The 22,740-nt window shown below is 64.4% G+C and carries 23 protein-coding genes; 11 read left to right on the forward strand and 12 right to left on the reverse strand.

The window, feature by feature from the left end; genetic code table 11:
• Positions 1-40: 40 nt before the first annotated feature.
• The 7 genes from LB551_RS13875 to LB551_RS13905 all read right to left on the reverse strand — a co-directional run bounded on the left by LB551_RS13875 (position 41) and on the right by LB551_RS13905 (position 4,377).
• Entirely contained in the window at positions 41-286 is a 246-nt protein-coding gene (locus LB551_RS13875) for a hypothetical protein (protein WP_224623358.1), read from the reverse strand.
• Between the two features lie 323 nt (positions 287-609).
• Positions 610-1,164: a molybdenum cofactor biosynthesis protein B gene (gene moaB, locus LB551_RS13880; protein ID WP_140551087.1), complete on the reverse strand. Its 555-nt coding sequence runs from the start codon at positions 1,162-1,164 to the stop codon at positions 610-612.
• Complete coding sequence (locus tag LB551_RS13885; protein WP_224659536.1) at positions 1,151-2,029, reverse strand: 4-(cytidine 5'-diphospho)-2-C-methyl-D-erythritol kinase; 879 nt, start codon at positions 2,027-2,029, stop codon at positions 1,151-1,153. The genes moaB and LB551_RS13885 overlap by 14 nt, the downstream gene beginning before the upstream one ends.
• A 50-nt stretch (positions 2,030-2,079) precedes the next feature.
• The gene (locus tag LB551_RS13890; RefSeq protein WP_140497980.1) at positions 2,080-2,265 is read right to left on the reverse strand and encodes a hypothetical protein; all 186 of its coding nucleotides are present in this window, start codon (positions 2,263-2,265) and stop codon (positions 2,080-2,082) included.
• A 137-nt stretch (positions 2,266-2,402) separates the two neighbouring features.
• Entirely contained in the window at positions 2,403-3,266 is an 864-nt protein-coding gene (locus tag LB551_RS13895; RefSeq protein ID WP_140497982.1) for a S49 family peptidase, read from the reverse strand.
• Between the two features lie 86 nt (positions 3,267-3,352).
• Positions 3,353-4,153 carry a methyltransferase gene (locus LB551_RS13900; protein WP_140551084.1) on the reverse strand — a complete coding sequence of 267 codons (801 nt, stop codon included), beginning with the start codon at positions 4,151-4,153 and terminating at the stop codon, positions 3,353-3,355.
• The gene (locus LB551_RS13905; RefSeq protein ID WP_135901951.1) at positions 4,153-4,377 is read right to left on the reverse strand and encodes a DUF2007 domain-containing protein; all 225 of its coding nucleotides are present in this window, start codon (positions 4,375-4,377) and stop codon (positions 4,153-4,155) included. The genes LB551_RS13900 and LB551_RS13905 overlap by 1 nt, the downstream gene beginning before the upstream one ends.
• 165 nt (positions 4,378-4,542) lie before the next feature.
• Between LB551_RS13905 and LB551_RS13910 the strand changes: the two genes are divergently transcribed.
• The 4 genes from LB551_RS13910 to LB551_RS13925 all read left to right on the forward strand — a co-directional run bounded on the left by LB551_RS13910 (position 4,543) and on the right by LB551_RS13925 (position 9,123).
• Positions 4,543-5,559, forward strand: a complete 1,017-nt coding sequence (locus LB551_RS13910) for a polyprenyl synthetase family protein (protein ID WP_140514769.1) — start codon at positions 4,543-4,545, stop codon at positions 5,557-5,559.
• A 106-nt stretch (positions 5,560-5,665) separates the two neighbouring features.
• The gene (locus LB551_RS13915) at positions 5,666-6,334 is read left to right on the forward strand and encodes a GntR family transcriptional regulator (protein WP_224659537.1); all 669 of its coding nucleotides are present in this window, start codon (positions 5,666-5,668) and stop codon (positions 6,332-6,334) included.
• Positions 6,335-6,440: 106 nt separating this feature from the next.
• Positions 6,441-7,022: a biotin transporter BioY gene (locus tag LB551_RS13920; protein ID WP_224659538.1), complete on the forward strand. Its 582-nt coding sequence runs from the start codon at positions 6,441-6,443 to the stop codon at positions 7,020-7,022.
• A gap of 328 nt (positions 7,023-7,350) precedes the next feature.
• Complete coding sequence (locus LB551_RS13925; protein WP_224659539.1) at positions 7,351-9,123, forward strand: tetratricopeptide repeat protein; 1,773 nt, start codon at positions 7,351-7,353, stop codon at positions 9,121-9,123.
• 60 nt (positions 9,124-9,183) lie between these two features.
• Here the strand turns inward: LB551_RS13925 and LB551_RS13930 are convergent, their stop codons facing one another.
• A complete protein-coding gene (locus LB551_RS13930) occupies positions 9,184-9,633 on the reverse strand; it encodes a GNAT family N-acetyltransferase (RefSeq protein ID WP_224659713.1) in 450 nt (149 codons plus the stop codon).
• Between the two features lie 236 nt (positions 9,634-9,869).
• On the opposite strand from LB551_RS13930, the gene LB551_RS13935 reads away from it, so the two are divergent.
• Together LB551_RS13935 and glyS are read left to right on the forward strand one after the other, a co-directional pair.
• Positions 9,870-10,790 (forward strand): glycine--tRNA ligase subunit alpha, encoded by a 921-nt coding sequence (locus LB551_RS13935; protein ID WP_224659714.1) that lies wholly within the window; start codon positions 9,870-9,872, stop codon positions 10,788-10,790.
• A gap of 373 nt (positions 10,791-11,163) precedes the next feature.
• A complete protein-coding gene (gene glyS, locus LB551_RS13940) occupies positions 11,164-13,473 on the forward strand; it encodes a glycine--tRNA ligase subunit beta (protein WP_224659540.1) in 2,310 nt (769 codons plus the stop codon).
• Between the two features lie 91 nt (positions 13,474-13,564).
• On the opposite strand, the gene LB551_RS13945 is transcribed toward glyS, so the two are convergent.
• Positions 13,565-14,011, reverse strand: a complete 447-nt coding sequence (locus tag LB551_RS13945; RefSeq protein ID WP_224659715.1) for a hypothetical protein — start codon at positions 14,009-14,011, stop codon at positions 13,565-13,567.
• A gap of 168 nt (positions 14,012-14,179) precedes the next feature.
• Here LB551_RS13945 and LB551_RS13950 point away from each other — a divergent pair, with 168 nt between their 5' ends.
• The 3 genes from LB551_RS13950 (at position 14,180) to LB551_RS13960 (ending at position 17,344) form a co-directional block, all read left to right on the forward strand.
• Positions 14,180-15,154 (forward strand): L-threonylcarbamoyladenylate synthase, encoded by a 975-nt coding sequence (locus tag LB551_RS13950; protein WP_224659541.1) that lies wholly within the window; start codon positions 14,180-14,182, stop codon positions 15,152-15,154.
• Positions 15,155-15,164: 10 nt separating this feature from the next.
• Complete coding sequence (locus LB551_RS13955) at positions 15,165-16,595, forward strand: FAD-binding oxidoreductase (RefSeq protein ID WP_224659542.1); 1,431 nt, start codon at positions 15,165-15,167, stop codon at positions 16,593-16,595.
• Positions 16,596-16,777: 182 nt separating this feature from the next.
• Positions 16,778-17,344, forward strand: coding sequence for a DUF6101 family protein (locus tag LB551_RS13960; protein ID WP_140551072.1), 567 nt, complete (start codon positions 16,778-16,780; stop codon positions 17,342-17,344).
• A 165-nt stretch (positions 17,345-17,509) separates the two neighbouring features.
• On the opposite strand, the gene ubiA is transcribed toward LB551_RS13960, so the two are convergent.
• Positions 17,510-18,493 (reverse strand): 4-hydroxybenzoate octaprenyltransferase, encoded by a 984-nt coding sequence (gene ubiA, locus LB551_RS13965; protein WP_224659716.1) that lies wholly within the window; start codon positions 18,491-18,493, stop codon positions 17,510-17,512.
• 68 nt (positions 18,494-18,561) lie between these two features.
• Complete coding sequence (locus tag LB551_RS13970) at positions 18,562-19,473, reverse strand: LysR family transcriptional regulator (protein WP_224659543.1); 912 nt, start codon at positions 19,471-19,473, stop codon at positions 18,562-18,564.
• A 91-nt stretch (positions 19,474-19,564) separates the two neighbouring features.
• On the opposite strand from LB551_RS13970, the gene LB551_RS13975 reads away from it, so the two are divergent.
• The gene (locus LB551_RS13975) at positions 19,565-20,386 is read left to right on the forward strand and encodes a phytanoyl-CoA dioxygenase family protein (RefSeq protein WP_140551069.1); all 822 of its coding nucleotides are present in this window, start codon (positions 19,565-19,567) and stop codon (positions 20,384-20,386) included.
• 30 nt (positions 20,387-20,416) lie between these two features.
• Here the strand turns inward: LB551_RS13975 and LB551_RS13980 are convergent, their stop codons facing one another.
• Positions 20,417-21,166: a hypothetical protein gene (locus LB551_RS13980; protein WP_224623337.1), complete on the reverse strand. Its 750-nt coding sequence runs from the start codon at positions 21,164-21,166 to the stop codon at positions 20,417-20,419.
• A gap of 287 nt (positions 21,167-21,453) precedes the next feature.
• Here LB551_RS13980 and purD point away from each other — a divergent pair, with 287 nt between their 5' ends.
• The gene (gene purD, locus LB551_RS13985) at positions 21,454-22,737 is read left to right on the forward strand and encodes a phosphoribosylamine--glycine ligase (protein ID WP_224659544.1); all 1,284 of its coding nucleotides are present in this window, start codon (positions 21,454-21,456) and stop codon (positions 22,735-22,737) included.
• Positions 22,738-22,740 lie beyond the last annotated feature (3 nt).

Below are 22,740 nucleotides of genomic sequence, written 5' to 3' on the forward strand. Positions count from 1 at the left end.
GTCTCGCGGCCCTGGCGCCGACGTTTCCACGGCGAGCCGGTCATTCGCCAAAACGCATCTCCACAGGCATCCAGCGAAGGCGACGTCTGGCTTGACGCTGTGCCTTGCTTTCCGCGTCGTAGTCGACAGGGATCGGTTCCTGACTGAACGACCGTTGATCGTCCAGGGCGTTGATGATGACGATTGCCCTGGCATCGTCCTCTCCGGCGATTGCGGCGGTATAGACGCCGCATTCGCCGCAGATCAGGTAGTCGGCCGTCCCCAATCCAAAACGGTATTTCTTCAATCGCCGGACGTCCTTGACTGAGATGACCAGCCTGCCGTCCGGATCGGCGACGGCGCGCGAACCATGCCTGGTACAGAACGAGCACTGGCAGGCGCGGACCTCGATTTTCGATGGATCGAGCTCGGTTGAAAATCGAAGGCGTATGTTGCCGCAATGGCACCCGCCACCATGCACAGTCATCGCATCCATCCCGTCGTCAACGGCGATGGCCGCCGCCGCGAGACGATACGTCCTCCCGCATCCGGTTTGGAATGGCCTTTAGAAGGCGAAGGTGGCGTTCTGCCTGGCAAACGTGGCGTGAAACCCGCGCTTTGCCTCGGCCTTCACGGAGCCGACATGCCGCGCCGCAGGTGCTCGTCCAGGCGCGGCATGATCTCGACGAAGTTGCAGGGCATGTGCCGGTAATCGAGCTGCGCCTTCAAGATGCCGTCCCAGGCATCCTTGCAGGCGCCGGGCGAGCCCGGCAGCACGAAGACGAAGGTGGCGTTGACGACGCCGCCGGTCGCCCGGCTCTGGATCGTGGAGGTGCCGATCTTGTCGTAGGAAATGCGGTGGAACACCTCGGAAAAGCCGTCCATGCGCTTTTCGAAGATCGGCTCCAGCGCGTCCGGCGTCACGTCGCGCCCGGTGAAGCCGGTGCCGCCGGTGGTGATGACGACGTCGATGTCCTTGTCACGCGACCACGCCAGAACCTTGTCCTGGATCTTGTCGCGGTCGTCGGTGACGATGTCGCGGGCGGCGAGGATGTGGCCGGCTTCCGCGATGCGGTCGGCCAGCGTCTGGCCGGACCTGTCGTCGGCAAGGCCGCGCGTGTCGGAAACGGTCAGCACCGCGATGCGCACGGGGATGAAGGAGCGGCTTTCGTCAATCCTGGCCATGGGCATCTGCTTCCGCTGTCATGCTGCGCGTCGCGGCGACGAACCAGTCGGGTTGCCGGGCGCGGATGTCGGCTGCCGCGCGCTTGGCGACGTTGCCGGTCTCGAACAGGCCGAAGCAGGTGGCGCCCGAACCCGACATGCGGGCAAAGCCAGCTCCGGCCTTGTTCAGCACCGAAAGCGCCTTGCCGATCGCGGGCTCTATGGCGCGGGCCGCCGGCTCGAGGTCGTTGCGGGTGATCTCCAGCCAGTTGCGCAGGCCGTGGAAGTCGACCACGCGCGGCAGCGGCGGCAGCGCTTCATTGTCGCGGCGGGACAGCGCGTTGAACACGTCGGCCGTCGAGACCGCCTTGCCGGGATTGACCAGGACCAGTCCGAGCGCCGAGAAATCGGGTACGAGCGACAGCACCTCGCCGATGCCGCGTGCAATCAGCGGCCTGGCCGCCAGGCACATGGGAATGTCGGCGCCGAGCGAAAGCCCGATCCGCGCCAGCGCGGCATCGTCGATGTCGAGTTGCCAACTCGCCGCAAGCCCGCGCAGAACCGCTGCCGCATCGCTCGATCCGCCGCCGACGCCGGAAGCGACCGGCAGGTTCTTTTCAAGCTTGATCGAGACCGGCGGCGTGCCGCGAGGACCGGCCGCCTGCCGCAGCGCGTCACGCGCCCTGAGCACCAGATTGCTGCCGTCGAGGGGAACATCCGGAGCGTAGCGGCCGGACACGCTGAAATCGTCGTGCTCGGCAAGGGCGATCTCGATCCTGTCGCCAAAGCGCGTGAACACCGCCAGGCTTTCGATCAGATGGTAGCCGTCATCGCGCCTGCCGGTGATGTGCAGGGCGAGGTTTATCTTGGCGGGCGCCGGCCACATCCGGACGCGCTGGCCGGATTCCAGGCTCTCGATTGCGAGTGAAATGAGGATCAGTCCTTGGCCAGCCGGTACTCGCCGGTCTTCGGATCCTTCACCAGCGTCCCCATCGCGCCGTTTGCCGTCTGCTTTTCGGTGCGCCGCACCTTGGCGGTCACGCGCTCGGCCTCGCGGATAAAGGTGCGATAGCCAAAATAGGCGGCGATCCCGACGACGGCGAAGAAAATGATCTGCGGCATATCAAAACTCCTCCCACGCTGGGCCGGCGAAGGGCGGCCGGTCGGGTCGGTTGGCGCATGTCGTCCAAAGGCGGTTCCTGGAGAAAAACGACATGCATGGAACTTCGGGGTTCATGGTAGACGGTTTTACCGGGTTTTCAAAGCCCGAAGCGCGCCCACAAGGCGCGCTCTTGCGCCGCATCGATCACGCCGCCGGTGGCAGCGGCGGCAATGTCGGGCGCCGAAAAGCCCTTGCTCGAGCCGAACAGCCCGAAGCGGCCGAACAAACCGCGCGGCGCCGAGATCAGCTTGAGTTGGGTTTTCGCCCCGAACCGCGTCTTGAGCACGGACCGCATGTCGCCGAGCGCATCGACAAGCCCAAGCTCCAGGCCCCGCTTGCCGGTCCAGAACAGGCCCGTGAACAGGTCGGGATCGTCCTTGAGCTTGGTGCCGCGCCGCTCCTTGACCAGATCGATGAAGGTTTCGTGCACTTCGAGCTGCAGCGCCTTCAGCCGTTCGATGTCTTCCTTCTTCTCCGGCTTGAATGGATCGAGCACCGACTTGTTCTGCCCCGCCGTGTGGACGCGGCGCTCGACGCCGATCTTCTTCATCAGCTCCGGGAAGCCGAACGAGGCCGACACCACGCCGATCGAGCCGACGATGGACGACGGATCGGCGAAGATTTCGTCGCCGGCAACCGCGATCATGTAGCCGCCCGAGGCAGCGACGTCCTCGACGAAGACCAGCACCTTTCTGTTCTTCTCGATCGCCAGGTCGCGGATACGCTTGAAGATCAGCCGCGACTGCACCGGCGAGCCGCCGGGCGAATTGATGGAGATGGCGATCGCAGGCGCGTCGAAGGAAAACGCCTTTTCGATCAGCCCGGCGGTGGAGGCAAGCGACAGGCTCGGACGGAACGGGCCGCCGCCCGCCAGGATGGTGCCGTGCAACCGGATAACCGGAATGGTGACGACCGTGGAACGCCAGGATTTCGGCAGCAGGCGGTTGAAAAGGCGTTTCACTGAGGTCGATCTCCGCTCGATGGGTTGCCAGCATGTAGGAATTTCAAGGCCAACGGCAATGCCGCGGCCATCGCGGCCAGGTTGTGTCAATCTCCGAACAAGGAGGCGAGGCCGTTGTTGATCATCTCCGTCCGTTCCGACGGGCCGTCGCCCGTCTGCGCGTGAAGCATCAAAGGCGGCCGAATGGCGAGTTTGCCGCGCGCTCCGAGCGTTGCCCTGACGATGATGCGGATCGCCGCGGCATCGGGGCGGGGATGCACGGCCAGCATCTCGGCGTCGCCGAAGCGGCCCGCGATCGCATCGAGAAGCGAACCGAGTTGCTCGGGCCGCGCGATGACGGCAAGCCCGCCACGCGGCCTGACCACCGCTGCGGCACTGCGGATCCAGCCCTCTAACAGCCCGTCCTCCATGACATGCGCTTCCTTTCTCAAGCGCTCGGGCGTGGCGCGGTCCTGCGCGGCGTTGAAGGGCGGATTCATGATGACGAAATCGAAATCATTGTCGCCGAGGCCGGCCGCCGTCCTGGCGCGGCCCGAAAGCGCGACATTGGCGACGAGCACGCAAGCGCGGTCGGCGAGATGCGCGTTGCCGGGATGCGCGAGCGTGGCCGCGGCGAAAGCCGCCATTTCCGGCGCGCGTTCGACCAGCACGGCCCGGGCCGTCGGGCAGCGCGCCAGAACGGCAAGTGCCGCGGCGCCGGCGCCGGCGCCGAAATCGGCGAGACGCCCGCCGAACGAGGATGGCACGGCAGCCGCCAGCATCATGGCGTCCATGCCGGCGCGATGGCCGCCATGCTTGGGCTGCACCAGCCAGAACCGGCCGCGATGGAAGGCATCGACCGTGTGGGCCGGCGTGTCCGGGGCGAGGGCGGCTGGCGCGGCGGACATTATTTTTGGCGGATCTCGTTGGCGATGCCGGCATCCGTCAGGATGCGCCGCGCGGCATCGGCCTTGTCGGCGTCGACCATGACGCGCCGCGGCAGGATGCCGAGGGAGCCGTCGAGCACGCTCATATTCTGGTCGGCCACGAAGCAGCCGATGCCGGCATCGCGCATCAGCGATTCGACGAAGGAGATGATGACGGCGTCGTTGGTGCGAATGAGCTCTATCATCGGACGAAACTCTCAGTTTGCCGCGTTCATGTAAACGCATGCGGGGCCCGAAACCAGAGTAGCCGCGCCAATTCGCCACTTGCCGTGGCCGCGTTCGCCGCCCTAGAGTCCGTAACGGAACCAAGGGTGCCGTCGCACGCGTTACATCAGACGGGAGAGTTTGTCGTGGGTGTCGTTCTCAACATCGAAAATGGAAAGCGGGAACCCGCCTCCATCAAGGATCTGATCGACCTGACGGCGGCCGACATGGGGCGCGTCAACGAATTGATCCTGTCGAAGGCCGGATCCGATGTCGAGATGATCCCGGAGGTCGCCAACCACCTGATCTCGTCGGGCGGCAAGCGGCTCAGGCCAATGCTGACGCTCGCCGCCGCACAGATGTTCGGCTATGCCGGCGAGGGTCACGTCAAGCTCGCCACATCGGTCGAGTTCATGCACACGGCGACGCTGCTCCACGACGACGTCGTCGACGAGAGCGGCATGCGACGCGGCAAGAAGACGGCCCGCATGATCTGGGGCAACCAGGCGAGCGTGCTGGTCGGCGACTTCCTGCTCGGCCAGGCATTCCGCATGATGGTCGATGTCGGTTCGCTGGAGGCGCTCGACATCCTGTCGAGCGCGGCCTCGATCATCGCCGAGGGCGAGGTCATGCAGCTTGCCGCCGCCAAGAACCTGGAGACCACCGAGGACGAGCATTTCGCCGTTATCAAGGCCAAGACCGCTGCCTTGTTCTCGGCTGCCGCCGAGGTCGGCCCCGTCATCGCCCAGGCGACGCGCAACGACCGCGCCGCCTTGCGCTCCTACGGCATGAATCTCGGGCTCGCCTTCCAGCTGATCGACGATGCGCTGGACTATGGCGGCACCAGCAAGGATCTGGGCAAGAATGTCGGCGACGATTTTCGCGAGGGCAAGGTGACGCTGCCGGTCATTCTCGCCTACCGGCGCGGCAGCAAGGCCGAGCGCACCTTCTGGAAGCGGGCCATCGAGGACAATGTCACCGATGACGCCGGCCTCGAAAAGGCGATCGGGCTGATGACCCACCACGGCGCGATCGCCGACACGATCGGGCGTGCCCGTCATTTCGGCGAGATCGCCCGCGACGCGCTGGCGCCGCTGGAGGCGACGCCGCAGAAATCGGCGCTGATCGACGTCATCGATTTCTGCATCAGCCGGGTGAACTGAGCCGCTGCCCTTCACGCAGGCCTCCTTTGGCTCGTGCTGGGGAGAAATCCGTGAATCCGTCTCCGCCGCCTCGACAAGCCGCCTCGCTGCAAATTATCTATAAAACATGGCAAAGGGCACGGACGAAACCATCGCGCTGCGCATCGGCAAGGTTCTGGCGGATCGCATCATCTCGGGCGCGATCGAACCCGGCGCGCGGCTGCGGCAGGATCACGTGGCCGAGGAATTCCACACCAGCCATGTTCCCGTGCGCGAGGCCTTTCGCCGCCTCGAGGCGCAAGGCCTCGCCGTCAGCGAACCGCGCCGCGGCGTGCGCGTGGCGGCTTTCGACCTCGGCGAGGTCAAGGAGGTCGCCGAAATGCGGGCGGCGCTCGAAGTTCTGGCGCTGCGCCACGCGGCGCCGCATCTGACCTCGGCTATTCTCGATCGGGCCGAGGAGGCCACCAAGGCCGGCGACAAATCCCGGGACGTCAGGTCGTGGGAAGAAGCCAACCGCGCCTTTCACCGGCTGATCCTGGCGCCATGCGGCATGTCGCGTCTTCTCGCCACCATCGATGACCTGCACGCCGCAAGCGCCCGTTTCCTGTTCGCCGCATGGCGCTCGGAATGGGAGACCCCCACCGATCAGGACCACCGGGCGATATTGGCCGCCTTGCGGCAGGGCAACACCGAATCGGCCGCGGCGACATTGGGGCGGCACGTGCAATGGATTGGCCGCAAGCCGGTCAGGACCGCCTCCGGCACCACGCGAGAGGCCTTCGCGATCGTGGGCTAACCGCCCATGCGCAAGGCATGCCTTGCCATCGTCCGAAAATTGTGGCTTCGATAATAGATCGAAGGCAGAAATTATCTATAATTTTGAATCGACCAAGGGAGTCCCTATGACCGACATCGCGTTCTCGTCCGCAAAACCGTCCTTCAGCCCGCTCCGGCTTCAGGAGCGATCGCTCGGCTGGCAGGCGGGCGCCGTCGTGCTCGGCACCCTGTTCCTGGCGCTGTCCTCCTATATCGAGGTGCCGATGGTGCCGGTTCCTGTGACGATGCAGACCTTCGCCGTGACGCTGGTCGGCGCGCTCTATGGCTGGCGGCTGGGCGCGATCACCATCGCCGCCTGGCTGGTCGAGGGTGCGGTCGGCTTCCCGGTTCTGGCCGGCGGGGCTGCCGGCGTACAGCATTTCGTCGGACCGACGGGCGGCTATCTCTTCGCCTTCCCGGTTGTCGGCGCGCTGGTCGGCTGGCTGGCGGAGCGCGGCTGGAACGGCGGCAGGGTCGTGCTTGCCTTCGTCGCCATGCTGCTCGGCAACCTGCTGTGCCTTGCCCTTGGCACGGCGTGGCTTGCCATCATCATCGGCGCCGAGAAGGCTGTCGCCTTCGGGTTCCTGCCGTTCGTCCTTGGCGGCCTGCTCAAGTCGGCGCTTGGCGCCGCCACGCTGATGGCGCTCCCGCGCGGCAAGGCGAAATAGCTGGCGCGGATGCGACAGGCTTTCCCTGTCGGCCTTATGCGCCGGGCCTGCCAAGGCTGCGAATGGAACGGCCTGTGCAGTGCGGTGGCGTCGGTGGATATCACGACGCACGCCTGCGGCGCCCCGCCTGCCGGCAACTCCTGACGCCGATGCGCCGATTTCGGGCTGAAAACCGTTCTTTGCCGGCATGGTTTGTTAATCGGGTGACCCGATTGTGAATTCGAGGCGGATTGAAGCGTGACCCCAAAAAGGCCATGCTTTTCTCCGAAAGATCGAATCTACGTCGATCCCGCTGACGCGGAGATGGCGCCTGGCTGAAAGGGATACGATGCAGCAGGGACGTGCGCGCTGGCTGACAAGGCTGGCACTTGTGACGGGCATGGCGATTTCGGCGCTGCCGGCCCATGCCAAACAGACCACCGAACCGGTGAAGATCACATCCTTCTCGGGAGCCTATCTGGCTGCCCGGATCGCCGAAGGTGACAACGACCTCGACAACGCCATCGCCTATTACAAGCAGGCCCTGGCCTTCGATCCGAGCGACACGGGCCTGCAACAAAGCCTGATGCTGTCGCTGATCGCGCAAGGCCGCTTCGACGAATCCCTTGTCTATGCCGACAAGCTGAAGGAAGTTCCCGACGTCGAACGGTTCTCGCGTCTGGCGCTGGCGGTCGATTCCTTCCACAAGAAGGATTTTTCCAAGGCGCAGTATTGGCTGAAGCTGTCGCTGGAATCCGATCTCGACCGGCTGATCTCCGGCGTCATGTCCGGCTGGGCCCAAGAGGGCGCCGGCGACCCCAGCGAGGCGATGGCATCCATCGACAAGCTGCAGGGGCCGGACTGGTTCGGCCTGTTCAAATCCTTCCACCGCGCGCTGATCGCCGACGCGTCCAACATGCCTGAGAAGGCCGACGCGATCTACGCCGCGACCATGCAGGACACCGCCGCCGGCAGTGCGGCTCCCGAAACCTGGATGCGCAATGCGCAGGCCTATGCCTCGTTCCTGGCCCGCAAGGGCGACACGGCCAAGGCAGTATCGGTGCTCGACCAGGCCGAGGCCTTTTCGCCGGGCAAGCTGGAAATTGTCGCCTTGCGCGACAGGATCAGCAAGGGCGACAAGATCCCGCCCTTCGTTGCCGGTCCGTCCGACGGAGCCTCCGAGATACTGCTCGATCTGGCGACCGCGCTCAATCGCGGCGGCGGTGAGCCTTTCGTCAGGCTCTATCTGCAATATGCGCTGGCGCTGAAGCCCGACAGCGATGCCGCCCTGGTGCAGCTTGCCGCCGTTTCCGAACAGCTGAAGGACGGCGAGGGGGCCATCGCGCTTTACCGGCGGATACCGGATACCTCGCCGCTGAAGGAGCTTTCGGACTTACAGCTTGGCCTCAACCTTGCCGATCTCGATCGCCATGGCGAGGCGATCACGCATCTGAAGGCCTTCGTCGATGCGCATCCCAACGACATGCGCGCCTATCTGGCGCTTGGTGGGGTCTATTCGTCGAAGGAGGATTTCCGTTCCGCCGCCAATCTCTACGACAAGGCCGTCGAGGCGCTGAAGACGCCGACCGCCGCCAACTGGAATATCTTCTACCAGCGCGGCATCGCCTATGAGCGGCTGAAGGAATGGCCGAAGGCCGAGCCGAATTTCCGCAAGGCGCTGGAATTGCAGCCCGACCAGCCGCAGGTGCTGAACTATCTCGGCTATTCCTGGGTCGACATGAATATGAACCTGAAGGAAGGCCTGGCGATGATCCAGAAGGCCGTCGATCTCAGGCCGAGCGACGGTTACATCGTCGACTCGCTGGGTTGGGCCTATTTCCGCCTCGGCAGGTACGATGACGCGGTCCGCGAAATGGAACGCGCGGTGTCGCTGAAGCCGGAAGATCCGGTGCTGAACGACCATCTCGGCGACGCCTATTGGCGCGTCGGCCGCAAGCTGGAAGCCACCTTCCAGTGGAACCAGGCGCGCGACCTGAAGCCGGATCCCGACGTGCTTGCCGCCTTGCAGCAGAAGCTGATGAAGGGCCTGCCGCCGATCGAGTCCAACACGGCGCAGGAAACCCCCAAGGTCAAGCCGGCGCCGGCCGCGCCGAAGGGCTAAGATGAAATGATGTTGCTCGCGAGCGGGGCCCTTGTCGGGCCCCGTTTTCGTTGGCGGCTGTCAGAACAGCTTGCGGTAGACGACGAAGCCCGAGCGCTCGCCGATCCTGTCGTAGAGCTTCATGGCGGTGTGATTGGTCTCATCCGTCAGCCAGTACACCCGGCCCGAACCGGCCGCTTGCGCCCGCTCGTAGACGCCCTCGATGAGAGCCCGGCCGATGCCTTTGCCGCGCAAGGTCTCGTCGGTGAAAAGATCCTGCAGGTAGCAGTTCGGCGCGATCGCCGTGGTGCTGCGGTGAAAGAGGTAATGGACAAGGCCGACAAGCTGGCCCTCGCCTTCGGCAACCAGCGCATGCACCGGCTCATAGGCGTCGAAGAAGCGCGACCATGTCATGGCGGTGATCTCGCTTGCCAGCGCCGTCTCGCACGAGCGCCCGTAAAACGCGTTATAGCCGTCCCACAGCGGCAGCCATTGCTCGAAATCCTGGCGCGTGACCGGGCGGACGGTGATGGAGTGGGCATGGCTGACCTGTTGTCTGGCGAGGCGGAGTTGTGAGCGTTCACCAGAAGGCACGCGCTCATGGCCGGCAATGGGCCAGCCGCTCGCAAAGCTTTCGACATGCCTCGCGACGCCCGCGCCTTGCTTGACGCTTCGCCGCCGTGTCTCTAGGACGGGGCCGCAAGTCAGCCCTTGCAGCCGAGGCCCCCGTGACGATTGAAATCTCGACGATTGAAATCCCCGCCCATATGCATCCCAGCCGCTCCTTTCAGGGGCTGATCCTGACTTTGCACAATTACTGGGCGGACTATGGCTGCGTGATCCTCCAGCCCTACGACATGGAGGTCGGTGCCGGCACCTTCCATCCGGCAACGACGCTGCGGGCGCTTGGACCGAGGCGCTGGAACGCCGCCTACGTCCAGCCTTCGCGCCGCCCCAAGGACGGCCGCTACGGCGAGAATCCGAACCGGCTGCAGCACTACTACCAGTATCAGGTGATCCTGAAGCCCAATCCGCCAAACCTGCAGGAGCTCTATCTCGGCTCGCTCGCCGCGATCGGCGTCGACCCGCTGCTGCATGACATCCGCTTCGTCGAGGACGATTGGGAAAGCCCGACGCTCGGCGCCTGGGGGCTTGGCTGGGAATGCTGGTGCGACGGCATGGAGGTGTCGCAGTTCACCTACTTCCAGCAGGTCTGCGGCATCGAATGCGCGCCGGTTGCGGGCGAGCTCACTTATGGCCTGGAACGGCTGGCCATGTATGTGCAGGGCGTCGACAATGTCTACGACCTCAATTTCAACGGCCGCGAGGGCCCCGACAAGGTCACCTATGGCGATGTCTTCCTGCAGGCCGAGCAGGAATATTCGCGTCACAATTTCGAATACGCCGACACGGCGATGCTGCTGCGCCACTTCGACGATGCCGAGGCCGAATGCAAGGCGCTGCTCGATGCCGGCGCGCCGGCATCGAACCACAATCTGCCTATGCACCGCATGGTGTTTCCCGCCTACGACCAGTGCATAAAGGCCAGTCACGTCTTCAACCTGCTCGACGCGCGCGGCGTGATCTCCGTCACCGAGCGGCAGAGTTATATCCTGCGGGTGCGCAATCTCGCGAAAGCTTGCGGCGAGGCGTTCTTGAAGACGCAGGCCGGCGGATTGGCGGCCTGAGCTTCAGGCACCCTCCCTCACCAAATCGAGGGAAGCGTCGATCGGCAATAGGATCTGGCCGCTTGGGCCGGCCATTATACGCAATGCTTGGCGCACACCCGGCATCGAGAAGGCGCCATGGGCCTGAGCTGCGAAGCAAGCGCTGAGCGCCAGGATTTGCAAAAGTCTGGATGCCGTTTTCATGGTCGTTCAGCCAATAGCTCTCTGCCTGAGCGTGGGTCGCTTCAGCGCTGCGTTCGGTTCATGGAAATCTTTGATCCAAGGACGGGTGGGATCATCCCGTCCCGACAGGACGCCCAAAATTTCTGGAAAGGGTGACAGCGGCCAGCCGAGTTGCTATGGGCCGCGGACCATTGCTGCGTGAGCTTCAACCATGCCTGACCTGCTTCTAGAACTTCGCTCCGAGGAAATACCCGCCCGCATGCAGCGCAAGGCGGCGGGCGATCTCAAGAAGATGCTGACCGACGGTCTGGTCGAGGCAGGGCTGACCTACGAGGCGGCGCGCGAGTACTGGACGCCGCGGCGGCTGGCGCTCGACATCAGGGGCCTTACCGCGCGCTCGAAGGACATCCGCGAGGAGATCAAAGGTCCATCGACGACAGCGCCTGAACAGGCTGTCCAGGGTTTCCTGCGCAAGGCCGGGCTTTCCTCGATCGCCGAGGCACACGTCCATTCCGACCCGAAGAAGGGCGACTTCTATGTCGCGCACATTTCGAAGCCGGGCAGGGCGGCGGAAGAGATCATCGCCGGGCTGGTGCCTGATATCATCCGCAATTTCCCGTGGCCGAAATCGATGCGCTGGGGGCCGGCCTCGGCCAAGCCCGGCTCGCTGCGCTGGGTACGGCCGCTGCAATCGATCCTGTGCACCTTCGGTCCGGAAACCGAGGAGCCTGTCGTGGTCGATTTGGAGATCGACGGCATCCGCTCGGGCAATGTCACCTACGGCCACCGCTTTCACGCACCCGGCGAAATCACCGTGCGTCGCTTCGACGACTATGTGAGCAAGCTGGAAGCGGCCAAGGTCGTGCTCGACGCCGACCGGCGCAAGGAGATCATCCTCGCCGACGCCCGCAATCTGGCTTTCGCCAACGGACTCGACCTTGTCGAGGACGAGGGACTTTTGGAAGAGGTCTCCGGGCTGGTGGAATGGCCCGTGGTATTGATGGGCGAATTCGAGCAGGATTTCCTCGCCATTCCGGCCGAGGTGATCCGGCTGACCATCCGCGCCAACCAGAAGTGCTTTGTCACGCGCCCGCAGGGGCAAGGCGATGCGCTTTCCAACCGCTTCATCCTCACCGCAAACATCGAGGCGAGCGATGGCGGCAAGGAGATCGCCCACGGCAACGGCAAGGTGGTGCGCGCGCGCCTCTCGGACGCGCTCTATTTCTGGACGACCGACCAGGGCGATCTGCCTGATTTCGCCGAGCTCGAGGCGTCGGCGAAAAAGTTCGGGCTCGACCTCAAGAAGCCGCTCGACCAGCGCATGGCCCGGCTCGACCATCTCAATGTGACCTTCCACGCCAAGCTCGGCACGCAGGGCGAGCGGGTGGAGCGGATCAAGCGGCTGGCACAAGAACTGGCGCCGACAGTGGCGCAGTCGATCTCCCCCCTTGAGGGGGAGATGGCCGGCAGGCCAGAGGGGGTCGCCTCGCACGAAGCGCCGGCATCCTCTGTCCGCGATGGAACGTCGCGTCCCGTCGCACCGACCCCCTCTGTCGCCTTCGGCGACATCTCCCCTTCAAGTGGGGAGATTACCGCGTTCGCGGGTCGCGCCGCCGTTTTGGCGAAGGCCGATTTGACGACCGAAGTGGTCGGCGAATTCCCCGAATTGCAGGGCGCCATGGGCCGCAAATACGCGTTGCTCCAGGGCGAGCATCCGTCCGTGGCCGCAGCCATCGAAGAGCATTACAAACCGCAGGGCCCTTCCGACTATGTGCCGAGCGATCCGGTGTCGATCGCAGTCGCGCTCGCGGACAAGCTCGATACGCTTGTCGGCTTCTGGGCCATCAATGAAAAGCCGACAGGCTCCAAGGATCCTTACGCGCTGCGTCGCGCTGCGCTCGGCGTGGTGAGGGTTCTGGTCGAGAACCGCATTCGACTGGGGCTGACGACGATCTTCGGCAGCGCTTCCACGAACTACACGGTTGGCAATATGGATCAGGTCCGAGACCTTCTCGCCTTCTTCCATGATCGCCTGAAAGTCTACCTCCGCGACAAGGGGGCCCGCCACGACCTCATCGACGCGGTCATCACGCCGCAGTCCGACGACCTCTTGCAGGTCGTGCGCCGTGTCGAGGCGCTGGGCTCCTTCCTCGACACCGAGGACGGCAAGAACCTGCTCGCCGGCACCAAACGCGCGGCCAACATCCTGGCTGCCGAGGAGAAGAAGAAAACGCTCGTCGCCGAAACCGTTGAGCCGGCGCTGTTCCGCGAGGATGCCGAGAAATCGCTTTTCGCGGCGGTGAATCAGGCCGAGAAGCAAGCCGGCGAAGCGATTCAAAACGAAGACTTTTCCGCCGCCATGCTGGCGCTTAGCGTTTTGCGCGAACCGGTTGATTCATTCTTTGAACGCGTTCTCGTGAATGATGAGGATCAAGCCGTGCGCGCCAACCGGCTGGCGCTGCTTGCCCGCATCCGTGCGGCCACCGACCAGGTCGCGGATTTCTCCAAGATTGCAGGCTAGAGGGACTCAGGCGAAGCGACGCTCGTCCACGTCGGCAAAAGCGGCCTGTCCGGCAATGGTGCCGGACGCCGGACCGACGTCAAGGCAGTCGCTACTTGAGCTTGCCGACCCCAGGGACGGGCTGCTGCGCTGCCGCCGCGGGCGCGGCTGCCGGTGATGTCGCCGGGGTCTTCTGCCCATTCGCCGCCGGTGCCGCCGAAGCGGTGGCGGTTGCAGGAGCAGTGGCCGGCGCCTTGGCCTGCGTGGGCGTCGAGAAGGCGCTGCCGACGATACCGCCGCGAATGATCATCGGGTTTTGCAGCAAGCCGTGCCGCGCCTCGGGCGCGTTCGGGATCGCTGCCACCTTTTCATAGGTGACGTCAGGGTCACCGAGCGCCACAACCGATCGCATATCGCCCGCCTCGGCGGCGTCGGTCGCCTGCAGCACGATGATGGATGGCGTCGAGGCCGGCGCACCGGGAAAGACCAGTGACGAGGCCTGGGCGCCGCCGCCGGCCATCGCCGCCAGAGTGATAGCAACCGTTCCCCAGATACGCATAGACACGATGAAAGCTCCCCATTGCCCGGAAGCCGCACGATAGCGGGCCGGAATTGATGCCGGCTTTCGCGGAACCGTAGCATTTTAGGGATTGGTAAATCGCCAAGGGACGGGCTTGCCCCTTGGACGCCATCGTACTACGCAGCCGATATCCGTGAGGTGAGCAGAGTGGCTGAAATTCTTGCCGTCGGCGAGGCGATGGAACGGGCGCTGGCGCTGCTTGAAAGCGGCGACGTGGTCGCCATTCCGACCGAGACCGTCTATGGGCTCGCCGGCGACGCCACCAACGGCATCGGCGTGGCGCGCATTTTCGAGGCCAAGGGACGGCCGCGGTTCAACCCGCTGATCGCCCATGTCGCCGACATGGCGATGGCCGAGCGCGTTGCTTTGTTCGATCCGCTGTCGAGGAAATTGGCGCTTGCGTTCTGGCCAGGTCCTTTGACGCTGGTGCTGCCGCAGCGGCCCGGCAACGACATTCATCCGCTGGTCACGGCCGGGCTCGACACGATCGCCTTGCGCATGCCGAGGGGCTTCGGCGGCGACCTGATTGCAAGGCTCGGCCGGCCGCTTGCGGCTCCCAGCGCCAATTCCTCCGGCAGGATCAGCGCGACGACGGCGCAAGCCGTGGCGGCTGATCTCGGCGCACGCATAAAGTTGGTCGTCGATGGCGGCGCGACGCCGGTCGGGCTGGAATCGACCATCGTCAAGGCCGAAGGGGGAAAATTGCGCCTATTGAGGCCCGGCGGCATTGCCGCCCAGGAAATCGAGGCGGTCGTCGGCATGGAGCTGTTGCGCGGCGCCGACGCCGGTGTCGAGGCGCCGGGCATGCTTGCCTCGCACTATGCGCCTGACGCCGCGGTGCGGCTCAACGCCGGGGCCGTCGGGGAAGGCGAGGCGCTGCTGGCCTTCGGCAAACGTCGCGCTGAAGGCTGGCAAAAGGCGGCCGCCTGCCTCAATCTGTCCGAGGCCGGTGACCTGCGCGAAGCGGCGAGCAATCTTTTCGCTTACATGCAGGAACTCGATCGCAGCGGCGCGCGGACTATCGCCGTCGAACCCGTTCCCTTCGACGGGCTCGGCGAAGCGATCAACGATCGGCTTTCACGTGCCGCCGCGCCGCGTGACAATAGCTTGCCGCCAACATAGTTTCGCGCACATGACCGACATCGCCCAGACTCTCGACACCGCTCTCATCGACCGCTTCGCGGCGATCGTCGGTGAGAAATACGCGCTGCGCGACCAGCGCGATATCGCGCCCTACATCACGGAACGACGCGGGCTCTGGCATGGCGCGACATCGCTTGTGCTGCGGCCGGGCAGCGTCGACGAGGTCAGCCGGATCATGCGGCTGGCGACCGAGACGGCAACGCCAATCGTGCCGCAAAGCGGCAATACCGGGCTGGTCGGCGCCCAGGTGCCGGACAGGTCCGGCCGCGAGATCGTGCTGTCCCTGTCGCGGCTGAACCGCATCCGCGAGATCGATGTCCTGTCCAACACCGTGACGGCGGAGGCCGGCGTCATCTTGCAGACGCTGCAGGAAGCGGCCGATGCCGCTGACCGGCTGTTTCCGCTGTCGCTGGCCGCGCAAGGCTCCTGCCAGATCGGCGGCAATCTTTCCTCCAATGCAGGCGGCACCGGCGTGCTGGCCTATGGCAATGCGCGCGAGCTTTGCCTCGGCGTCGAGGTGGTGTTGCCGACGGGCGAGGTGTTCGACGATCTGCGCAAGCTGAAGAAGGACAATACCGGCTACGACCTCAAGAACCTGTTCGTCGGCGCCGAAGGCACGCTCGGCATCATCACGGCCGCCGTGCTGAAACTCTTCCCGAAGCCGAAAGGCCGCGAGGTTGCGTTCGTCGGCCTGCCGTCGGCCGAGGCGGCGCTGTCGCTGTTCAGCCTGGCGACGGACCGCGCCGGCGCCGCGCTCACCGCCTTCGAGCTGATCGGCAAGCGGCCGTACGATTTCACGCTGGCGCATGCCCAGGGCGTGGTGCGGCCGCTGGCGCAGGATTGGCCGTGGTATGTGCTGATGCAGATCTCGTCCGGCCGTTCGCCGGAAGATGCCAGGGCCCTGATCGAGGACGTGCTCGGGGCCGGGCTGGAACAGGAAATCGTCGGCGATGCCGTGATCGCGGCCAGCCTTGCGCAAGGCGATGCCTTCTGGAATTTTCGCGAGGTGCTGCCCGACGCGCAGAAGCCCGAGGGCGCCTCGATCAAGCATGACATTTCGGTCCCAGTGGCATCGATCCCGCGTTTCATCGAAGAGGCTGCCGGCGCCGTGGCTTCGGTCAGCCCCGGAGCGCGAGTGGTCTGCTTCGGCCATATGGGCGACGGCAATCTCCACTATAACATCTCGCGGCCCGTCGATGGCGACGACCAGGTGTTCCTCGATCTCTACCATCCCATGAACAAGGCCGTACACGACGTCGTGCGCTCCTTTCACGGCTCGATCTCGGCCGAGCACGGTATCGGCCAGCTGAAGCGGGACGAACTGATCGCCACCGCCCCGCCGATGGCGATCGACCTGATGCGCAGGGTCAAGCAGGCTTTCGACCCGGCCGGCATCATGAACCCCGGTAAGGTTATCTGATCCTTTCGGAATCAAGCGCGCGGTCGCATTCCGATAACCATCCCCGTGATCAGCAAAATTTAACCGACTTTCTTAAGCGCGGCGGTAAGGAGGCCGCGCTACTGTTTCCCCATAACGAGGCCGGGAAAACTGGCCCGGAGAGAACCGGACACCGGCTCTCAGGAGAAACAGGAAGGCATTCAATGAACACTGGACTGAAGCCAGTCTGGGCGGGACGCAACATGCGCCTCGACCCATTCCGCCTGCCGCAGGTGGTAAGCTACGCCACACGCGACGACTATGGCGACGTTACCTTCACCATCGACCACCGTGGCGCCGTGATCCGCCGCCTGCTGGAGATGAGCGGCGTACCGGCGATCATCGCTCTGCCCGCCAATGCGTTCCGCGGCGTTGCCGCCCGCGCGATGGAAGATCCGGAAGGCAATGTCACGGTGACCCTGGAACTCCTGCACAACGATCCCATGCTGTCGGTGCCGCTGCTGGTCGCCGACGACCTCGACGACGTCGCCGCCGACTGGCGCGCCTGGGCCGACGCCTATCGCTTGCCGATGCTGTTGATCGAATCGGACGGCGTTGCCCGCACCCTGGAGGAATCGCTCGGTGCCGCCATCAAGACGCTGCCGCCGCAGGATCGCCGCAAGGGTCGCGTTTCCAACATGCGCCGCCCACGCTTCCTCGCCCGCCGCAGGGCGGGCGACCTCGGTCTCAGGCTGGTGATCGGCGGCGAGGAGATCATTGCAAGGGAGTAGGTTGGGCTTTCCTTCTCCCCTTGTGGGAGAAGGTGGCCGAGCGAAGCTCGGTCGGATGAGGGGTGTCCAGCTTGGCATCGACGGCGCTCCGACACGCACCCCTCAACCGTCTTGGCGCTGCGCGCCAATCCACCTTCTCCCACAAGGGGAGAAGGAAACAAGCCGCTACACCAGCGGCTTCAGCGCCACCCACAGCGCGCCGCCGATGAGGCCGAGGAAGATCAACCAGCCAACCTGGTTGTTCGACCTGAACAGCCGCAGGCATTGATCCGGATTGTCGATATCCAGCACCAGGATTTGCCGCGCCATGTGGGCGCCGGCGGCGATCAGTCCGGCCAGAGCCACGACAGGGGCCTGCGCCGACGCGAAGGCGATGGCGAAGCAGATAAGCGCGCCGCCGTAAAGCCCGGCCAGCCACGATTTGGTGTTGTCGCCGAACAGGCGCGCGGTCGAGCGCACGCCCACGATCGCGTCGTCTTCCTTGTCCTGGTGCGCATAGATCGTGTCGTAGCCGATCACCCACAGGATCGAGCCGAGATAGAGCATGACGGCCGGCCCGTCCAGATCGCCGAACTCAACCGCCCATCCCATCAGCGCGCCCCAGGAAAAGGCAAGGCCGAGAACCAGTTGAGGCCAGTTCGTGATCCGTTTCATGAATGGATAGATGGCGACGATGACCAGCGAACAGACGCCGAGCAGGACGGCGAAGCTGTTGAACTGCAAGAGCACGGCAAGTCCGACCAGTGCCTGCAGGATGACAAACAGCCACGCCGCGCGCCGCGTGACCTTGCCCGACGGAAGCGGCCGCGAGCGCGTGCGCTCGACCTGATTGTCGATGTCTTCGTCAGCCAGGTCGTTATAGGTGCAGCCGGCGCCGCGCATGGCGATTGCGCCGGCCAGGAACAGCACGAGATACAAGGGTGCCGGCAGCAGCGAAAGCAGCGGATCGCCCGGGCGCGGATAGGCACTGGCCGCGAGAGCCGCGGACCACCAGCACGGCCACAAAAGCAACTGCCAGCCGATCGGCCTGTCCCATCGGGCAAGCTGCGCGTAGGGCCATATCGGCCGCGGCAGCACGCGGTAAACCCAATGGCCGTTCGGCGCGTCGGCGACGCGGCCCTGGGCTGCTTTCGACTGAACCGTTTCCATGACGATGGAGTGGCAGCCGCCGCGCAAACCGTCAAGCGGCGAGCAGGACAGTGGCATTCGTCGGCGCTTCAGGAGGCGAAGATGTCGCGGGTGGAGAACCAGCCCTTTGCCACGTCGATGAAAGCCAGCACGGCATTGGGCAGGCGCTGATGCGTGTCATGGGTGAGGATGATGCGTTGCATGGGCAACGGATCGGAAAGCGGCTTGCAGACGAGAGGCAAGCCGTCATAGCTGCGGTCCCCATGCGGCCTCGTGTAGCTGACGGCGACGCCGAAGCCGTTGGCCACCATGCTGCGCTGGAGTTCGAACGAGCTTGTCTGCCTATCGGCGACCGGCGACAGGCCACGGCTGCGGAAGAGGTCCAGCATGTGCTGCCAACTATGCGGCTGGTCCGTCGTGATCAGCGGGTAGGCGGCCAGATCGGCCAGGCTGACATCGGGACGATCCGCCAGCGCGTGTCCGGCCGGCAAAAGCGCATGCGGCCTGAGTTCATGCAACAGGATGCGGGCGAAATGCGATGGCAGGCCAAGATCATAGGTGAGCCCGAGGTCGACGGCGGCATCGCCGAGCCGCCGCCCGAGCGTCTCGAAGGTCTCGTCGCGCACGATCACCGCAACCTCCGGATGGCGTTCCGAGAAGGCGCGGATCAGAGCCGGCGCGAAATAGGGCGCCAGATCTTCGAAGCATCCGAGCACCAGTTCGCCGCCGAGCGCCGACTTGCGCGAGCCGAGACCGATGAGTTCGTCCGTCTCGGCGAGAACCTGTTTTGCCTTGGCCACCACGGCGCGGCCGAAGGAGGTCAGGGTGACGCCGCTTCCGCGCTGGCGCACGAAGAGTTTCTGGCCGAGATCCCGTTCGACCGCGTCGATCGCCACCGAAATGGACGGCTGTGAAACGTTCAGCGCCCTGGCCGCGCCGGTAACGCTGCCGTGGCGAGCGACGGCAACCAGATAGCGCAACTGCGTTAGGGTCAGGCTCATAGAGTGGCACTATGTGACAGATGAGAAGTTATTATTTTACTGAATGAAAGAGGCTTGCGATAGTGGCGTCGATCCCTGAAAGGAGAACGCCATGGCTTCCCAGACTGCGCTTCGCGCGATCGACACAGGTTTGATCGATGCGCAGACGATTGCGGATTATCAGCGCGACGGCGCCGTCTGCATCCGCGGCGCTTTCAAGGGCTGGGTCGAAACGATTGCCGCCGGCATCGAGCGCAACATGCAAGACCGCAGCGCCACCGCGTCGGATATCGCCAATGGCCGCGGCAGCTTCTTCGACGACTACTGCAACTGGGAACGCATTCCCGAATTCGTCAAGCTGGTGCGCGAATCGCCCGCGGCCGAACTCGCGGCCGCGGTGATGCGGTCGCGCACCGCGCAGTTCTTCCACGACCACGTCCTGGTCAAGGAACCGGGCACGCAGAAGCCGACGCCCTGGCATCAGGACATTCCCTATTATTTCGTCGACGGCCGGCAGACGGTCAGCTTCTGGATCCCTATCGACCCTGTAAAGGAAGCAACGCTGCGGCTGATTGCCGGCTCGCACAAATGGGACAAGATGATCCTGCCGGTGCGCTGGCTCGACGACAGCAATTTCTATGCCGACGAGGGTGACTACCTGCCGGTGCCGGATCCAGACAAGGACCCCTCGCTGGAGGTGCTCGAATGGGAAATGGAGCCGGGCGATGCCATCCTGTTCGATTTCAGGACTGCGCATGGCGCGCGCGGCAACCTGACCGCGGCGCGGCGGCGGGCGCTCTCGCTGCGCTGGGTCGGCGACGATGCCCACTATGTCGAACGGCCGGGGCGCACCTCGCCGCCCTATCATGGCCATGGCATGCAGCCGGGGCAGAAGCTGCGCGAGGACTGGTTCCCGATAGTCTTCCAGAGCTGAGTTGGAAAGGCCCGCAACCGTGGAAGCAACTTATCTGCCGAACGCAAATGCCATCCGGCGTGCAGGCGGCACAGGCGGTCGCGCTCTGAGATAGGAACGTGACAACACAACGGATGTCATGACGATTTGATATGCGCCAATGATTGCCCCTGCCACAGACAGGATTAGAGATGCGGCACTTGAATCCTTCGGATCGATGCCCAACAAAGAGGACAGCAACATCAATATCGCTACAAACAATACCGTGACCAAGCCGAACGAGATGAGCAGACGCGGGAACGCATATCCGAAAACCTTGGAGCCGCGTTGGCCTGCAACGGCAAGCGTTTGATCATCATCGGCAATGACCGCAGGCAACATCGTACCCCATTTTGCGAACGCGGCGATGCCGGAAAAGACCCAGACAACAAGAGCTGCCAGAAGGGCGAAGGACGGACGAACGCCGCCGATGACCATAGCTACCGCAATCGTCACGGGAGCTATCGCACCGAGCAGGCCGAGTAACAGGCAACGTTTTACAAAACTGAAGAATGCCTTGGGTCTTTCCTTTAGCCAATCGGATACCTGGTCGGGGTCAAGCTGCGTCAAAACGGCAATGTGAGCAGGAATAGCCAAGAAGGTCGACGTCACTACGCCGATGAAGATTGAAGCTCCGGAGTTGATGTGTATGAACCTCTCGAGCAGCGCCAGCCCACCAGCCAAGCAGATGTATCCGACAACCCATTTCCGGTTGCGGGTATAAACTTCGAGCGAAGCCATCCAAATATTGTCTTCGAGCACCACCAGTCTCCTACCAAGCCCGGACGTGCAAGGAGTATCGGAACCATGTTGCGGCTTTCCTAATTGCAGAGGGAAAACTTTCTCTTTGCGAAATCTATGGGCTGGACTCGCAGAAGATCTCTGCATGGATCAAATTCTTTTCGAAGACCAATGCAAATATCGCAAAGGCGGCCGGGCTGGCTAACGTTCCCGTGCGCAATTCCGATCAAAGCGCCTGGATGCCTTGACCCGTCGTCCAGAGAGCAATAGCGGGTTCTCTGGAAGATTACAGGCATCAAGAGGTGGCCATGAACGTCCTTCTTCTCGGCTCCGGCGGCCGCGAACATGCGCTCGCCTGGAAGATCGCCGCGTCGCCGTTGCTGACCAAGCTCTATGCCGCGCCCGGCAATCCTGGCATCGGCCGCGAGGCGGAGCTGGTCAAGCTGGACATCGCCGATCATTCCGCTGTCGCCGCCTTCTGCAAGGACAGAGAGATCGGCCTCGTCGTGGTCGGGCCGGAAGGGCCGCTGGTGGCCGGCATATCAGACGATCTGCGCGGCTGGGGCATCCGCGTCTTTGGCCCGTCGCGAGCGGCGGCGCGGCTCGAGGGCTCAAAGGGCTTCACCAAGGATCTTTGCGCCAGATACGACATCCCCACCGCCGCCTATGGCCGTTTCACGGACCTGGCATCGGCCAAGGCCTATGTCGAGAAGATGGGCACGCCGATCGTCATCAAGGCCGACGGCCTTGCCGCGGGCAAGGGCGTCACGGTGGCAATGACGATGGACGAGGCGCTGGCCGCGCTCGACGCCTGTTTCGACGGTTCTTTCGGCACCGCCGGTGCGGAAGTGGTGGTCGAGGAGTTTCTGACCGGCGAGGAGGCCAGCTTCTTCTGCCTGTGCGACGGCACTACAGCACTGCCCTTCGGCACCGCGCAGGATCACAAGCGCGTCGGCGATGGTGATGTCGGCCCCAACACCGGCGGCATGGGCGCCTATTCGCCGGCCCCGGTGATGACGCCGCAGATGGTGGAGCGCACCATGCGCGAGATCGTCGAACCGACCATGCGCGGCATGGCTGCAACAGGTGCACCGTTCGCCGGCATTCTCTTCGCCGGGCTGATGATAACGGACGAAGGGCCGAAGCTGATCGAATACAACACCCGCTTCGGCGACCCCGAATGCCAGGTGCTGATGATGCGGCTGAAGGACGACCTGCTGGTGCTGCTCAATGCCGCCGTCGATGGCCAGCTCGCGCACATGTCGGCGCGCTGGAGCGACGAGGCGGCACTGACCATCGTCATGGCCGCGAGAGGCTATCCCGGCACGCCCGAAAAAGGCTCGGTCATTCGAGGGCTCGATGAGGCCGCCAGCGAGGGCGCCCAGATTTTCCATGCCGGCACCGCCATCAATGGCGGCGCGCTGGTCGCCAACGGCGGTCGCGTCTTGAACGTCACCGCGATCGGCGCGACTGTCGGCGAGGCGCAGAAGAAGGCCTATGCCGCGCTCGACCGTATCGACTGGCCGCAGGGCTTCTGCCGCCGCGACATTGGCTGGCAGGCCGTGGCGCGTGAAAAGGCGGGAGCAAGCTGAAGG

The sequence above is a fragment of the Mesorhizobium sp. BR1-1-2 genome, from assembly GCF_020165435.1.
Taxonomy (GTDB): Bacteria; Pseudomonadota; Alphaproteobacteria; order Rhizobiales; family Rhizobiaceae; genus Mesorhizobium.

Bases quoted from the DNA above. Each gene is read 5' to 3' on its own strand.
- moaB (WP_140551087.1), bottom strand. From the start codon at position 1,164: ATGGCCAGGATTGACGAAAGCCGCTCCTTCATCCCCGTGCGCATCGCG.
- LB551_RS13885 (WP_224659536.1), bottom strand. From the start codon at position 2,029: ATGTGGCCGGCGCCCGCCAAGATAAACCTCGCCCTGCACATCACCGGC.
- LB551_RS13890 (WP_140497980.1), bottom strand. From the start codon at position 2,265: ATGCCGCAGATCATTTTCTTCGCCGTCGTCGGGATCGCCGCCTATTTT.
- LB551_RS13900 (WP_140551084.1), bottom strand. From the start codon at position 4,153: ATGTCCGCCGCGCCAGCCGCCCTCGCCCCGGACACGCCGGCCCACACG.
- LB551_RS13905 (WP_135901951.1), bottom strand. From the start codon at position 4,377: ATGATAGAGCTCATTCGCACCAACGACGCCGTCATCATCTCCTTCGTC.
- LB551_RS13915 (WP_224659537.1), top strand. From the start codon at position 5,666: ATGGCAAAGGGCACGGACGAAACCATCGCGCTGCGCATCGGCAAGGTT.
- LB551_RS13920 (WP_224659538.1), top strand. From the start codon at position 6,441: ATGACCGACATCGCGTTCTCGTCCGCAAAACCGTCCTTCAGCCCGCTC.
- LB551_RS13925 (WP_224659539.1), top strand. From the start codon at position 7,351: ATGCAGCAGGGACGTGCGCGCTGGCTGACAAGGCTGGCACTTGTGACG.
- LB551_RS13935 (WP_224659714.1), top strand. From the start codon at position 9,870: ATGCATCCCAGCCGCTCCTTTCAGGGGCTGATCCTGACTTTGCACAAT.
- glyS (WP_224659540.1), top strand. From the start codon at position 11,164: ATGCCTGACCTGCTTCTAGAACTTCGCTCCGAGGAAATACCCGCCCGC.
- LB551_RS13945 (WP_224659715.1), bottom strand. From the start codon at position 14,011: ATGCGTATCTGGGGAACGGTTGCTATCACTCTGGCGGCGATGGCCGGC.
- LB551_RS13955 (WP_224659542.1), top strand. From the start codon at position 15,165: ATGACCGACATCGCCCAGACTCTCGACACCGCTCTCATCGACCGCTTC.
- LB551_RS13960 (WP_140551072.1), top strand. From the start codon at position 16,778: ATGAACACTGGACTGAAGCCAGTCTGGGCGGGACGCAACATGCGCCTC.
- ubiA (WP_224659716.1), bottom strand. From the start codon at position 18,493: ATGGAAACGGTTCAGTCGAAAGCAGCCCAGGGCCGCGTCGCCGACGCG.
- LB551_RS13970 (WP_224659543.1), bottom strand. From the start codon at position 19,473: ATGAGCCTGACCCTAACGCAGTTGCGCTATCTGGTTGCCGTCGCTCGC.
- LB551_RS13975 (WP_140551069.1), top strand. From the start codon at position 19,565: ATGGCTTCCCAGACTGCGCTTCGCGCGATCGACACAGGTTTGATCGAT.
- purD (WP_224659544.1), top strand. From the start codon at position 21,454: ATGAACGTCCTTCTTCTCGGCTCCGGCGGCCGCGAACATGCGCTCGCC.